The sequence below is a fragment of the Pseudomonas fluorescens genome, from assembly GCF_000730425.1.
Classification (GTDB): Bacteria; Pseudomonadota; Gammaproteobacteria; order Pseudomonadales; family Pseudomonadaceae; genus Aquipseudomonas; species Aquipseudomonas fluorescens_X.
Genome location: NZ_CP008896.1, coordinates 1,947,126 through 1,961,839 on the forward strand (window position 1 = coordinate 1,947,126; position 14,714 = coordinate 1,961,839).

11 protein-coding genes are annotated in these 14,714 nt (G+C 61.0%); 6 read left to right on the forward strand and 5 right to left on the reverse strand.

Annotated features, from left to right (window positions below):
• Window positions 1-29: 29 nt before the first annotated feature.
• Entirely contained in the window at window positions 30-848 is an 819-nt protein-coding gene (locus HZ99_RS08355) for a pyruvate, water dikinase regulatory protein (RefSeq protein WP_038442320.1), read from the forward strand.
• A gap of 111 nt (window positions 849-959) precedes the next feature.
• On the opposite strand, the gene HZ99_RS08360 is transcribed toward HZ99_RS08355, so the two are convergent.
• Window positions 960-2,384, reverse strand: a complete 1,425-nt coding sequence (locus tag HZ99_RS08360) for a PLP-dependent aminotransferase family protein (RefSeq protein WP_038442322.1) — start codon at window positions 2,382-2,384, stop codon at window positions 960-962.
• A 160-nt stretch (window positions 2,385-2,544) separates the two neighbouring features.
• Between HZ99_RS08360 and HZ99_RS08365 the strand changes: the two genes are divergently transcribed.
• The 5 genes from HZ99_RS08365 to HZ99_RS08385 are packed head-to-tail and all read left to right on the forward strand — an operon-like array spanning window position 2,545 to window position 8,015.
• Entirely contained in the window at window positions 2,545-3,438 is an 894-nt protein-coding gene (locus HZ99_RS08365; RefSeq protein ID WP_162473196.1) for a DMT family transporter, read from the forward strand.
• A gap of 26 nt (window positions 3,439-3,464) precedes the next feature.
• The gene (moeB, locus tag HZ99_RS08370; protein WP_038442324.1) at window positions 3,465-5,327 is read left to right on the forward strand and encodes a molybdopterin-synthase adenylyltransferase MoeB; all 1,863 of its coding nucleotides are present in this window, start codon (window positions 3,465-3,467) and stop codon (window positions 5,325-5,327) included.
• A gap of 26 nt (window positions 5,328-5,353) precedes the next feature.
• Entirely contained in the window at window positions 5,354-6,268 is a 915-nt protein-coding gene (locus HZ99_RS08375; protein ID WP_038442326.1) for a PLP-dependent cysteine synthase family protein, read from the forward strand.
• Window positions 6,269-6,291: 23 nt separating this feature from the next.
• Complete coding sequence (locus HZ99_RS08380) at window positions 6,292-7,284, forward strand: serine O-acetyltransferase (protein WP_038442328.1); 993 nt, start codon at window positions 6,292-6,294, stop codon at window positions 7,282-7,284.
• A 2-nt stretch (window positions 7,285-7,286) separates the two neighbouring features.
• Window positions 7,287-8,015, forward strand: a complete 729-nt coding sequence (locus tag HZ99_RS08385) for an alanyl-tRNA editing protein (RefSeq protein WP_038442330.1) — start codon at window positions 7,287-7,289, stop codon at window positions 8,013-8,015.
• Between the two features lie 39 nt (window positions 8,016-8,054).
• On the opposite strand, the gene HZ99_RS08390 is transcribed toward HZ99_RS08385, so the two are convergent.
• The 4 genes from HZ99_RS08390 to acnD all read right to left on the reverse strand — a co-directional run bounded on the left by HZ99_RS08390 (window position 8,055) and on the right by acnD (window position 14,630).
• Window positions 8,055-8,810, reverse strand: coding sequence for a hypothetical protein (locus HZ99_RS08390; protein ID WP_038442331.1), 756 nt, complete (start codon window positions 8,808-8,810; stop codon window positions 8,055-8,057).
• A gap of 299 nt (window positions 8,811-9,109) precedes the next feature.
• Complete coding sequence (gene prpD, locus HZ99_RS08395; protein WP_038442332.1) at window positions 9,110-10,594, reverse strand: 2-methylcitrate dehydratase; 1,485 nt, start codon at window positions 10,592-10,594, stop codon at window positions 9,110-9,112.
• Window positions 10,595-10,833: 239 nt separating this feature from the next.
• Window positions 10,834-12,024, reverse strand: coding sequence for a 2-methylaconitate cis-trans isomerase PrpF (prpF, locus tag HZ99_RS08400; protein WP_038442334.1), 1,191 nt, complete (start codon window positions 12,022-12,024; stop codon window positions 10,834-10,836).
• A gap of 11 nt (window positions 12,025-12,035) precedes the next feature.
• Window positions 12,036-14,630 carry a Fe/S-dependent 2-methylisocitrate dehydratase AcnD gene (gene acnD / locus HZ99_RS08405; protein ID WP_038442336.1) on the reverse strand — a complete coding sequence of 865 codons (2,595 nt, stop codon included), beginning with the start codon at window positions 14,628-14,630 and terminating at the stop codon, window positions 12,036-12,038.
• Window positions 14,631-14,714 lie beyond the last annotated feature (84 nt).

Here is a 14,714-nt window from a genome sequence, read left to right on the forward strand (position 1 = left end):
TCGTCATCAGCTTAAGGCCCAAGGCTCAAATGAAACGATCTGCTTTCTTTATCTCCGATGGCACCGGCATTACCGCCGAAACCCTGGGTCAGAGCCTGCTGGCGCAGTTCGAAAGCATTACCTTCGCCAAATTCACCCGGCCTTACATCGATAACGTGGATAAAGCGCGGGCCATGGTACAACAAATCAATCTGGCCGCCGAAAAAGACGGGATGCGCCCGATCATTTTCGACACCATCGTCAATCAAGACATCCGTGAGATCCTCGCGACCTCCAATGGTTTCATGATCGACATCTTCTCGACCTTCCTTGCCCCCCTGGAACAAGAGCTGAGCGAACATTCCTCGTACTCCGTGGGCAAGTCCCATTCCATTGGCCATAACTCCAACTATATGGAGCGCATCGAGGCGGTGAACTTCGCCCTGGACAACGACGACGGTGCCCGTACCCACTACTACGACAAGGCCGACCTGATCCTGGTCGGCGTATCGCGCTGCGGCAAGACCCCGACCTGTCTGTACATGGCCATGCAGTTCGGCATCCGCGCGGCCAACTACCCGCTGACCGAGGACGACATGGAGCGCCTGCAACTGCCGGCGGTACTGCGCCCCCATCAGCACAAGCTGTTTGGCCTGACCATCGACCCGGATCGGCTGACGGCCATCCGCAACGAGCGCAAGCCCAACAGCCGCTATTCGAGCTATGCCCAGTGCGAGTTCGAGGTGCGGGAAGTGGAAAATCTATTCCGCCGGGAAAACATTGCGCATATCAATTCCACGCATTTTTCGGTGGAAGAGATTTCGGCGAAGATCCTGGTGGAAAAGGGGGTGGAGCGGCGCTTCAAGTAATCTCTGTTGCCTGGACTGACGCTATCGCAGGCAAGCCAGCGCCCACAGGGGAATGCAGTCCAAGTGTGGGCGCTGGCTTGCCTGCGAAGAACGATAACGCAGTAAGCCTGCTTACAACTGAAACCTCCCCCCACCCTGCCCCAGCGCCGTGGCCAGCGCATCAAACCCCGCCCGCAATAACAGGTCATCCCCAGATGTATTGCAGATGCTCGCCCGGATAAACTGCGGCACCGCCGTCTGCCCTACGGCAAAGGCTTCTGCCGTGGCGATCAGGTAATTGTTTTGCTTGAGCTCAGCCTCGATTTCCGACGCCCGCCAAGGCTCCGGGACTTCAATCCAGAAGTGCGGGCTGTTGGGGTGCGTACGGTATTGCAGGCCGGCCAGCAGGTCTGCGACCAACGCCTTGCGCCGGCTGATTTCATTGATCTGCTGATGCAACAGGTACTCTGCCGTGCCGTTTTCAATCCACTGCGTGGCCAGTTCCAGGGTCACCGGCGTGGCCATCCAGCAAGTTGAGCGCAGGGCCGCAGAAATACGGCTGACCAGCGCCGGTGGCGCATGCACATACCCCACCCGCAAGCCCGCCGACACGGCCTTGCTCAGGCTGCTGATCAGAATCGTGCGCTCCGGGGCAAAATGGCTCAGGGGCGGCGGACGATCTTCCACCAGCACCCCGTGAGCCTCGTCTTCCAGAATCAGTAGGTTGTGCTCGCGGCACACCTTCACCAGCGCCTCGCGGCGGGCCACCGACAACACGGCAGTCGTCGGATTCTGGATGGTTGGCGTGCAATACAAGGCCGACACCCGGTGATTACGACAGACCTCCTCCAAGGCCGTCGGCACCACGCCTTCCTCATCCATCTCCAGGCCGATCAGACGGATGCCGAGCATCCGTGCGGCGGTGATCAGCCCTGGATAGGTCAACTGCTCGGTGACCACCGTGTCGCCCGCACGCACCAACGCCATCAACGCGCACAGCAACCCATGCTGGCCGCCATTGACACAGATGACCTGCTCGGGAATCGGATGAAAGTCGCGTTGAACCAGCCATTGCGCGCCCGCCGCGCGGTAGCGGGGCAAGCCGGCATCCGGAGTATAGGCACTGATGTCCTGGAGAAACTTGGCGTTGGTCGACAGGGTTTGGAAGCTCTGGGCCAGGAAGGCCGTTTCCTGACCGGGGATATGCATATTGCGGCTCATATCGAAATATTGGCGCGGCTCCTCGCTGAAGTTGCGAAAGCCTTCGTCGCGCTGACGCTCCATCCCACGCTTGCGCACGAATGTACCGTCCCCTACCCGCGCCACTACCAATCCCAGGCGTTCCAGTTCACCGTAGGCACGACTGATGGTGCCAATGGTCACCCCCAGATTGTCGGAAAGTACCCGGTGAGGTGGCAGCTTGCGCCCCGGCTCGATCAAGCCTTCGAGAATGCCCCGCTCCATGACGTCGGACAGGCGCTTGTACTTCACGCCCTGCCCATTGGACAGGCCCTCCCGCATAATTGACACCATGTCAATATTTGTTTTGACAGCCATCTTTCGCCCTAATAGTGTGCTTTTACGGGTTCAATCACCGGGTTAAACCTCTAATTACAAGTCCAATATAGAGTTCAATTCCGGCTCAGGGAAGCAATAAACGATGCCAATGTCCGCCATTCTCGAAAATACCGAAAAAACCAAATCCCCCAAACAATGGTTGGCTGGCCTGATCACCAGTGTGATGTTCCTGATTGTCTGCCTGAGCTGGGGCACTACCTGGCTGGGGATCAAGATCGCAGTGGAAAGCGTGCCGCCACTGACGTCAGCGGGCCTGCGCTTTTTGATCGCCTTCCCACTGTTCCTGTGTTTTGCCTTCCTGCGTCGCGAGCCAATCCTGTTCCCCCGGGAAAGCCGTTGGTTCTTTGTGTTCGTGACCCTTTGCTATTTCAGCGTGCCCTACTACCTGCTCAACTACGGCGAGATGCACGTCTCGTCCGGGCTCACCGCCCTGCTGTTCAGTTGCATGCCCGTATTTATCCTGATCTTCTCCGCGCTGTTCCTGCGCGAGCGCATCTACTTTTCCCAGGTCGTCGGGATCGGCATCGGTTTCGGCAGCCTGTACATGATTATCCGCAGCCAGGGGCTGCACCTTGACCATGCCGAGTTCTTCGGCGTACTGGCCATTCTGACCGCCGCGATCATGCATGCCTTGTGCTATGTCATTACCAAGCAAAAAGGCAGCGCCATCAGCGTGATCACCTACAACACCCTGCCCATCGGAATTGCCGGGTTGATGCTGTTCGTCGCCGGCCTCTGGTTTGAATCGCCGACCTTCGGCGCCATTACCCTGCGTTCCTGGAGCGCCCTGTTCTACCTGGGCCTGGTCGCCTCGGTCGGTGGTTTTATCGTGTATTTCATGCTGCTCAAGCGCCTGAGCCCGATCATCCTGTCGTTCGTCTTCATTATCTTCCCGGTGTTCGCCGTGATCATCGGCGCCTGGTACGAGGGCCTGGAACTGTCCCGGGACTTGATGCTGTATTCGGCGATCCTGCTGGCCGGCTTTGCCATCACCAAGCTGCCGATCGAAAAACTGCTGGCGAAAGCCAATTGACCCTTTCCCAACCACGCGAGAGAAACATGGACGTCCTCCGCCAAACCACCCTGGAACAGATCTACGCCCACGCCAGCAGCACCTACCCCGAAGAGTGCTGCGGCTTCGTCTTCGCAGACGCCAGCGTGTACCTGGGCAGCAATATCCAGAACGAGTTGCATCGCAAGAACCCCGAGGCCTACCCCCGCAGCGCGGCCAACGGCTACACCTTCTCGGTGACCGACACGCTGCTGATGAACAAGGCCTTTGGCACGGATAACCCGGTAGTGGTGATCTACCACTCCCACCCGGATGTCGGTGCCTACTTCAGCGACGAGGATCAGGACAAGGCCCTCTACATGGGCGAGCCGATCTACCCCGTCAGCTACCTGGTAGTGGATGTCCGCCAGGGCAAGGCCCTTGGGTCGAAGCTGTTTGCCTGGGATGGCACGCACTTCGCCCCCAACCCCTTCAACGACCTGCAAACGGAGTTGTACATGAACGCTGTCTCTTTCCCCGACATCCTGGTCCGCGTGGCCAAGTTGCCAGAATCGACCCTTGAGGGGGCCGGATCGACATTGCGCGAAGTCATTGAAGATACCTGCACCCGCTACCCCCAACTGCGGGCGCACCTGTTCCACGAAAACAACGGCCAGCTCAAGGAACACTTCCTGTTCACCGCAGGAGAAGAGCTGGTCGGCCCCGACGATCCACTCCCCGAAAAGGCAAAAATCGAAGTGCTGCTGGCCACCTCCGGCGGCATGGACATCGAGTCCTTGAGCAACGAAGAAGTACAACGGTATGTACGCCACATCACCCTGCCCGGTGTTGGTCGCGAAGGGCAACGGAACCTGAAGAAAGCCAAGGTGCTGATCATCGGTACCGGTGGCCTGGGCTCGCCCATCAGCCTGTACCTGGCCGCTGCGGGCATCGGCACCCTGGGGCTGGTGGACTTCGATGTGGTGGAAAGCAGCAACCTGCAACGCCAGGTCGTGCACGGCAACAGCACCCTGGGCCTGCCCAAGGTCGAATCCGCCAGGCGCCGACTGCAGGACCTCAACGCCCATATCCGGATCAACACCTACGACACCGCGCTGAACGCCGATAATGCCCTGGAACTGGTCGGCGCCTACGACCTGGTGATCGATGGCACTGACAACTTCGAGACCCGCTATCGGGTCAACGATGCCTGCGTACAGTTGGGCAAGCCGCTGGTGTACGGCGCAATCTACCGTTTCGACGGCCAGATCAGCGTGTTCAATTATCAAGGTGGGCCTTGCTACCGCTGCCTTTACCCCTACGCGCCACCTGCGGAACTGGCACCCAATTGCAGCGCCGGCGGAGTCATCGGCGTACTGCCCGGCGTGGTCGGGATGATCCAGGCCACCGAGGCAATCAAGCTGTTGATCGGCCTGGGCGAATCCCTGTCCGGCCGGTTGATGCGCTTTGATGCCCTGGCCATGAAATTCAGTGAGATCCGCTTCAAGCGCCGTGCTGACTGCCCGTGCTGCTCCGAATTGCGTGAAGCGCACCAACCCGCAGCATTCGTGTGCGCCGATACTGTCCGCAGCACCCCAGGCCTGGCCGAAGAACACTACATAAAGCCCCAGGTGCTCAAGCGACTGCTGGAGCAGCGCAGCAGCACCGATATCCTGCTGGATGTACGCGATGCCAGCGAGCTGGAGGTATGCCAACTGCCCGGCGTGGTGCATATCCCCCTGGCTCAGCTCGACGATCATCTCGATACCCTCAGCCGCGACAACACCCATTACCTGATCTGCTACGCCGGCATCCGCGCCGAGCAAGCCGCCAGCACCTTGCTGGCCGCAGGCTTTGCCAACACCCGGGTGCTGGTAGGCGGCATGAAACGCTGGGTGCACGACGTCGAACCCGACATGCCTTTGTACTGATCACAGGCCTTGGGGGTACTTATCTGATGTTGCATAACTCTATACTCGACGCCATTGGCCACACGCCCATCGTGCGCCTGGAACAATTCTCCGAAGACCTGGGCATCGAGGTCTTCGCCAAGCTTGAATCCCTGAACCCGGGCGGCAGCCATAAGGCGCGGATCGCGCTGGGCATGATCCTCGACGCCGAGCGTCGCGGTATCCTGATTCGCGATTCGGGGCAAACCATCATCGAGCCCAGTGGCGGCAATACGGGCATCGGCCTGGTCATGGCCGGCAACGTGCTGGGCTACAAAGTAGTGCTGGTGATTCCCGACAACTACAGCCCCGAAAAGCAAAAGCTGCTGCGACTGTATGGGGCCAAGGTGGTGCTCTCGGACAGCCGCCTGGGCAACAATTCCCATGGCGAGAAGTGCATGGAACTGCAGTTGGAAAATCCCAGCTTCGTCATGCTCAACCAACAACGCAATGGCGCCAACCCTCAGACCCATCGCGACACCACCGCCCCGGAAATCATCCGAGCCTTTGGCGAACGCCAGGTCGACTATTTCGTCAGTGGCATCGGCACAGGGGGCCATATCACCGGTATCGGTGAAACCCTCAAGGCCACCTGGCCGCAAATCCGCGTGATGGGTGTGGAACCCGAGGAATGCGACCTGCTCAGCGACCGCCATGCGCCGCACCATATCCAGGGCCTGTCCATCGGCCTGATCCCGAGCATTCTCAACCTGAAAGTGCTGGACGGCATGCTCAAGGTTTCGCGCCTTGAATGCCTGGAAATGATGAAGCGCATCATGCGTACCGATGCCATCAGCCTGGGGCTGTCCTCAGCCGCCAATATGGTGGCCATCGCCAGGCTCGCCCCGGAACTGCCCACCGACACCGTCGTCCTGACCATGGTGTATGACAGCGCCGACAGTTATCTGCCCTGTTTCGAATAACGACCATTACGGGGGTGCCTTCCATGGGAGGCTTTATCGACATGCAACAGTTGCACGATGAGTTGCTGACCCACCTCATCAAGGCCCTGTCGCCGGCGCAGATGGCACAGTTGCAGCCACATCTGGCGGCGTTGATCCAGCCAGCGGCGCAGGAGGTGGCCGAGGACCTGATCGCCTATGCCTGGCGCGATCCGGCGTCCAGGGGCCGGGGCGAGTTGATCCTGGAGTCCTACGCCTCGTTCAAGGCCGTGCTGTTTTACCGGCTGGCGCACCGGGTATGGAATCTTCCCGACCAGCCCCACGGCCAGTCCTGCGCCATCGCGCTGACCTTGAGCAACCAGGGCAAGATCCTGTCCGGGGCCGAAATCCACCCGGCCGCCCAGATTGGCCGGCGTTTTGTCCTGGATCATGGCTTTGGCACGGTGATCGGCGAAACCTGCGAAATCGGCAATGACTGCTACATCCTGTGTGGCGTGACCCTGGGCGCCCGGGGCATCGCCAACAACCCGGACGGCAAGCGCCACCCACGCCTGGGCAACAATGTGGAAGTCGGCTCGGGCGCCAGGGTGCTCGGGTATGTGCTGATTGGCGACAACGTATTTATCAGCCCCTCCTGTGTGATTACCCAGGACGTACCCGCGGGCACCAAGGTCAAGGTGGTCAACCAGATCCAGTTGCAGAAAAACGACGAATCAGACGCCAGCACCTACCTCGGGGCGTTTGCCCTCGACGAGCGCCTGCATGTGGTCGGCGAAGTCAACACCAGCCACCGGGTCACGGTGCTGGATGCTGACTTCCATCCGCTGCCCGGCCTGGTGCTGGAACCCACGGTCAAGGAACGCCATCACCTGCAATTTCGCCTGCGCACGCTGCAGGCACCCACCCATCCACCGCGCCTGCCCCTGAACCTGAAGGTATGCGGGCCGAAGTTCGAGGTCACCCTGCTTTCCCCACCCGGGTTGAGCGCAATGGTGCGGCGTCTGCTGCAAACCAGCCCACTGATCGTTGGAGGTTGAACATGTCCGTGCACACAATGGAAACCCTGGCGCTGTTCGACAGCGCGCCTTACCAGAACGCCTTCAGCGCCCGTGTGATCGCCGTCAGTGAACAGGGCGTCGCCCTGGAACACACGCTGTTCTATCCCACAGGGGGTGGGCAACCAGGAGACACCGGTTATTTCACGCTGCCGGACGGCAGCCAGGTCAACGTGACCGGGACCGTGCGCGACCCAGTGCTGCGCTCGATCATCTGGCATCAAGTGGAACACAGCCCCGAATCATTGCGTGCTGGCGTGCAGGTCGACGCAGGCCTGGACTGGGAGCGGCGCTACCAGCACATGAAGATGCACACCTGCCTGCATCTGCTGTGCTCGATCATCGACGCACCGGTGACCGGTTGCAGCATCAGCGCCGACAAGGGCCGCCTGGATTTCGACCTGCCGGAAATGACCCTGGACAAAGAAAGCATCACCCGCGACCTGAATGCCTTGATCGAACAGGCCCATGAGGTCAAGTCGCTGTCGATGCCGGCGTCTGAGTATTCCACCCTGCTGCAGATCACCCGCACCCAAGCCGTCGCGCCACCGGTGATCCAGGGCGCGGTCCGGGTGATAGAGATTGCCGGCATCGATATCCAGCCGTGTGGCGGCACCCATGTGGTCAACACCGAGGAGATCGGTCGGGTGTTCTGCGAAAAAATCGAGAAAAAAAGCAAACACAACCGGCGGGTGATCCTGCGGTTCGAGTGAAGTCGCAGGCCGCCAATTGGGGGGGAGCTCAGCCTCCCCTTACTTCGCCTGGGCTTTGATCTGGGAGCTCAATTGCGCTATTTGCTGCTGCAGTTGGGCAATCGCTTGAGTGAATTCAGTCATCATTTGATCGATGCTCGCACGCAACTGCTCGTTCTCGTGTATGAGCTGGTCAACGCTGCGAGTCGCCGGAGCCGATGGGGTGTTGCCCTGGGTACTGGTCGCTTGCCCCGTCGGCGCGGTGTCCGACGGAACATTGCTATTGGCCTTCGGGTCCGAGGTGGCAGCAGGCGCCTGGTTCTCGGGGGCCGGCGCACTACCCACCTTCTGACTCAACGCCTGGATCTGCTCTTGCAGTTGGGTCACCACCCTCGTGAACTGGGTTTTCAGGCGCTCGATCGCATCGCGCAACTCATCGTTTTCAGCAGTCAATTGCCCAAGATTTCGCGGCGCTTCGCCTCCCGAAACCGTTGTATCTCCCACACGAACAGGTGTTTCAGGTGGGGTATTGTCCTGCTGCACCGCAGGGCTGTTACTCGCGCCCGGATTCGATGGGGACTCCGCTTTCCCCGGGCGTTGCATCGTATTGACTTGCTGAGCCAGGTCAGCCACTTGCCGTTGAAGCTCCATGATTATCGGCGTGAACTGAGCAACCAGCTGGTTAAGCTTGTCGCGCAGTTGATTGTTCTCCTGGGAAAGCTGTGCAAGCCGGGCCGGGTCAATATTTGTCGCAGATGACGGTGAATTGACCAGCCCCTTATGTGCAGAAAACTGCCCGCGCTGTTGAGCAGTCATTGGCGGTCGGGGTGACGCTGAGTCTGACGGGACTTGCCTGGGACTGTGTGTTGGACCTCTGTTTTCGCTCCCCCCAGACACTGGCTTGGGGTGTGTTTCATAAACGTAATTGGGTGCGTACTGCTGAGGACTAACGCTAGTCATGGAGGACCTCTCAGATTCATGTATTGGACTCATGAGACGGCCCGCGTAAACAGGCCATCTGGCTACCTGATTGGTGGTTATCTGAATATGGTTCCTACGATGCAGGGCGTACTAATAGCAAATGTGTCCACTTCACAAACGTTCGTCCGACGCTCTTACATCACCCACAGGTCCACAAACCGGCTCACGGACGTCGCTTCGAGCCGTGCCTGATCCTTGCACAAGGCAAAAATCTCGGCACTGCGCTGCGCGGTAAACCGGGTGGACAGGTTGGCCTTGAACTTATCTTCGAGCAACGGAATCCCATCGGCCCGGCGACGGCGATGGCCAATCGGATACTCCACTGCCACCTGCTCGGTGCTGGAGCCATCCTTGAAGAACACCTGCACCGCGTTGGCAATGGAACGCTTGTCCGCTTCCAGGTACTCGCGGCTGTAGCGCGGGTCTTCGACAATGACCATCTTCTCGCGCAATTGATCGAGGATCGGGTGCGCGGCATGGAACTCATCTTCGTACTGTTCGGCCACCAGGTTGCCGAACGCCAGGGGCACAGCCGTCATGTATTGCAGGCAGTGGTCGCGGTCGGCGGCATTGGCCAGTTGGCCGACCTTGGAAATGATGCGAATCGCCGACTCATGGGTGGTAATGACGATTCTGTCGATTTCATGCAACCGGTGCTTGACCTGCGGATGCAAACTCACCGCCGCTTCGCAGGCAGTTTGTGCGTGGAACTCGGCAGGGAAACTGATCTTGAACAGCACGTTTTCCATCACGTAGGTGCCATAGGGCTGGGGCAGGCTGAATGCACGCTTGTCTTCGGGCTTGAGGGCCAGGTCCTTGTTGGTATGGCTGAACAGCACGTCATAGAAGCCCCATTGCGGTGCGCTCAGCACGCCGGGAATCCCCATCTCGCCACGCATGGCGATGTCGGCCAGGCGCACGCCACGGCTTGACGCATCCCCCGCCGCCCAGGACTTGCGTGATCCGGCGTTCGGCGCGTGGCGATAAGTACGCAGGGCCTGCCCATCGACAAACGCCTGGGACAGCGCCGCCAGCAGTTGCTCGCGCTGGGCGCCCATCAACTTGGCGCACACTGCCGTGGAGGCGATTTTGACCAGCAGCACATGGTCAAGGCCGACGCGGTTGAAGGCGTTTTCCAGGGCAATCACACCCTGGATTTCGTGGGCCATGATCATCGCTTCCAACACCGCGCGCATGGTCAACTGCGCCTCGCCATTGGCCACGCGCTTTTGCGACAGGTGATCGGCAACGGCCAGGATGCCACCGAGGTTATCCGAAGGATGGCCCCATTCGGCGGCGAGCCAGGTGTCGTTGTAGTCAAGCCAACGTACGATGCAACCGATATCCCACGCGGCCTTGACCGGGTCCAGGCGATAGGACGTACCCGGCACCCGCGCACCGAACGGCACCACCGTACCCTCGACGATCGGCCCCAGGTGCTTGGTGCACTCAGGAAAACGCAGGGCCAGCAGGCCACAACCGAGGGTGTCCATCAGGCAATTGCGGGCGGTGTCCAGGGCATCCCGCGAATCGATACGGTAGTTGAGGACGTAATCGGCGATGTCCTGCAAAACCTGGTCGTAGTCGGGGCGGTTGTTCTGGTCGACGTTGGCGCTCATGGCAGTACTCCAAAATGGGTTGGGTGTGTTCCGTCCTCAGGCTCAGGGTTGGGTGTTTGTGGCAGGTCTGAGTGCCTGCTCTCGTACATAAATTCAGAAGCTACCGATAATCCCCAGTGGAAGCGGGTTTGTGTGGGAGCGGGCTTGCTCGCGAAAGCGGTGGATCAGTCAATACAAGTGCTGACTCAAATACCGCTTTCGCGAGCAAGCCCGCTCCCACATTGGGGCCGGTGCAAGGTTTAGAACGCGTCGCCGGGGACCCGCACGAAGCCTTCCATCAACACCCGCGCACTGCGGCTCATGATGGCTTTCTTCACCACCCATTCGCCGTTGACCTGGCTGGCTTCGGCGCCCACACGCAAGGTGCCCGACGGATGCCCAAACCGCACGGCATTGCGTTCCACGCCGCCCGCCGCGAGGTTGACCAGGGTCCCGGAAATCGCCGCTGCCGTGCCAATCGCCACCGCCGCCGTCCCCATCATCGCGTGGTGCAGCTTGCCCATGGACAGCGCCCGCACCAGCAGATCCACATCGCCTGCCTTGATCGCCTTGCCGCTGGAGGCCAGGTAATCCGCAGGCTTGGCCACAAACGCCAGCTTCGGCGTGTGCTGGCGCCGGGCGGCTTCGTCCAGGTGCTTGATCAAGCCCATGCGCAACGCGCCATGGGCCCGTACTGTCTCGAACATGGCCAAGGCTTTCGGGTCGCTATTGATCGCGCCTTGCAGCTCGGTGCCGGTGTAGCCGAGGTCTTGGGCATTGATAAAAATCGTCGGGATCCCTGCGTTGATCAGCGTCGCCTTGAAGGTGCCGACCCCAGGTACCTCCAGGTCGTCGATCAGGTTGCCGGTGGGGAACATCGAACCGCCGCCGCCCTCTTCTTCCGCTGCCGGGTCGAGGAACTCCAACTGCACTTCGGCCGCCGGGAAGGTCACGCCATCGAGCTCGAAGTCGCCGGTTTCCTGCACCGCACCGTTGGTGATGGGCACATGGGCGATGATGGTCTTGCCGATATTCGCCTGCCAGACCCGCACCACGGCTACGCCGTTATGAGGCACGCGGCCTGGGTCAACCAACCCGGTACTGATGGCGAACGAACCGACCGCCGCCGACAGGTTGCCGCAGTTGCCACTCCAGTCGACAAAGGGCTTGTCGATGGACACCTGCCCAAACAGGTAGTCCACGTCATGCCCGGCGCGGGTGCTCTTGGCCAGAATCACCGTCTTGCTGGTGCTGGACGTGGCGCCACCCATGCCATCGATCTGTTTGTCATAGGGGTCGGGGCTGCCGATCACCCGCAGCAGCAAGGCATCCCGCGCCGCCCCCGGGACCTGGGCCGATTCGGGCAGGTCCTTGAGGTTGAAAAACACGCCCTTGCTGGTGCCGCCACGCATGTAGGTGGCGGCGATCTTGATTTGCGCTACGTGTGTCATGGGTATCCTCTTCAGGCGGTCGCTGCCGATTCCAGGAAGTCCTGGGCAAAGCGTTGCAATACACCGCCCGCCTCGTAGATCGACACTTCTTCGGCGGTGTCCAGGCGGCAGGTCACCGGCACTTCGACACGCTCGCCATCCTTGCGGTTGATCACCAGGGTCAACTGCGCACGCGGGGTGCGCTGGCCGATCACGTCATAGGTTTCACTGCCATCGATCTGCAGGGTCTTGCGGTCGGTGCCCGGCAAGAACTCCAGGGGCAACACACCCATGCCCACCAGGTTGGTACGGTGGATACGCTCGAAGCCTTCGGCGGCGATCGCTTCCACACCGGCCAGACGCACACCCTTGGCTGCCCAGTCGCGGGACGAGCCCTGGCCGTAGTCGGCGCCGGCAATGATGATCAGCGGCTGCTTGCGTTCCATGTAGGTTTCGATGGCTTCCCACATGCGCGTGACCTTACCTTCAGGCTCGATCCGCGCCAGGGAACCCTGCTTGACCTTGCCGTTCTCCTGGACCATTTCATTGAACAGTTTCGGGTTGGCAAAGGTTGCACGCTGGGCGGTCAAGTGGTCGCCGCGGTGTGTGGCGTAGGAGTTGAAGTCGACCTCCGGCAAGCCCATTTTCGCCAGGTATTCACCGGCGGCGCTGTCGAGCATGATCGCGTTGGACGGCGACAGGTGATCGGTGGTGATGTTGTCCGGCAACACCGCCAGCGGGCGCATGCCCTTGAGCGGGCGCGCGCCGGCCAGGGCACCTTCCCAGTACGGCGGGCGACGGATGTAGGTGCTTTGCGGGCGCCAGTCGTACAGCGGCGCGACTTTCGGGCCGGTGTCTTCATGGATGGCAAACATCGGGATGTAGACCTGGCGGAACTGCTCCGGCTTGACCGAAGCCTTGACCACCGCGTCGATTTCTTCATCGCTCGGCCAGATGTCCTTCAGGCGGATTGCCTTGCCGCTCGCGTCCAGGCCCAGCACATCTTTTTCGATATCGAAACGGATGGTGCCGGCAATCGCATAGGCCACCACCAACGGTGGCGACGCCAGGAACGCTTGCTTGGCATACGGGTGGATGCGCCCGTCGAAGTTGCGGTTGCCCGAGAGCACGGCGGTGGCGTACAGGTCGCGGTCGATGATCTCTTGCTGGATCACCGGGTCGAGTGCACCGGACATACCGTTGCAGGTGGTGCAGGCGAAGGCGACGACGCCAAAGCCCAACTGCTCCAACTCACTGGTCAGCCCAGCTTCGTCGAGGTACATGGCCACCGTTTTCGAGCCCGGTGCCAGGGACGACTTGACCCACGGTTTGCGGGCCAGCCCGAGCTGGTTGGCATTGCGCGCCAGCAGGCCGGCGGCGATCACATTGCGCGGGTTGCTGGTGTTGGTGCAACTGGTGATGGCCGCGATGATCACTGCGCCATCGGGCATTTGCCCCGGTACATCGTCCCATTGCCCGGAGATGCCCTTGGCGGCCAGGTCGCGGGTAGCCACGCGGGCGTGCGGGTTGCTGGGGCCGGCCATATTGCGCACGACGCTGGACAGGTCAAAGCTCAGGCCACGCTCATAGTGCGCGCCCTTGAGGTCATCGGCCCACAGGCCGGTATGCCGGGCATACTGCTCGACCAGCGCGACCTGCTCATCTTCACGCCCGGTGAGCTTGAGGTAGGCAATGGTTTGCGCGTCGATGTAGAACATCGCCGCCGTGGCACCGTATTCCGGGGCCATGTTGGAGATGGTCGCGCGGTCGCCCAGGGTCAGGGCCGAGGCGCCCTCGCCGAAGAACTCCAGCCAGGCACCAACGACTTTCTGCTGGCGCAGGAATTCGGTCAGTGCCAGCACCATGTCGGTGGCGGTGATGCCCGGTTGCAGCTTGCCCGTCAGCTCGACACCAACGCTTTCCGGCAGGCGCATCCATGAGGCGCGGCCGAGCATCACGCTCTCGGCCTCCAGGCCGCCGACGCCAATGGCTATCACGCCCAGGGCATCCACGTGCGGGGTATGGCTGTCGGTGCCGACGCAGGTATCCGGGAAGGCCACGCCGTCACGCACCTGGATCACCGGGGACATTTTCTCCAGGTTGATCTGGTGCATGATGCCGTTGCCTGGCGGGATCACGTCGACATTCTTGAAGGCCTTCTTGGTCCACTCGATAAAGTGGAAGCGGTCTTCATTGCGGCGGTCTTCAATGGCGCGGTTTTTCTCGAAGGCGTCCGGGTCAAAACCACCGGCCTCGACAGCCAGGGAGTGGTCGACGATCAGTTGGGTCGGCACCACCGGGTTGACCTGGGCCGGGTCGCCGCCTTGCAGGGCGATGGCATCACGCAGGCCGGCGAGGTCCACCAGGGCGGTCTGGCCGAGGATGTCATGGCACACCACACGGGCCGGGAACCAGGGGAAGTCAAGGTCGCGCTTGCGCTCGATCAGTTGGCCCAGGGACGCGTTGAGGGTCGCCGGGTCGCAACGGCGCACCAGGTTCTCGGCGAGCACGCGGGAGGTGTAGGGCAAGGTGGCGTAGGCGCCAGGGGTGATTGCCTCGACAGCCCCACGGGCGTCGAAGTAGTCCAGGCGACTGCCGGGGAGCGGTTTGCGAAATTCAGTGTTCATCGTCAGGACTCGGTCACGGTAGTTACAAAAGGAAGATCTGCGCCGCCCCAGAATTGGAATGAGGTCAAAAATGTGGGAGTGGGC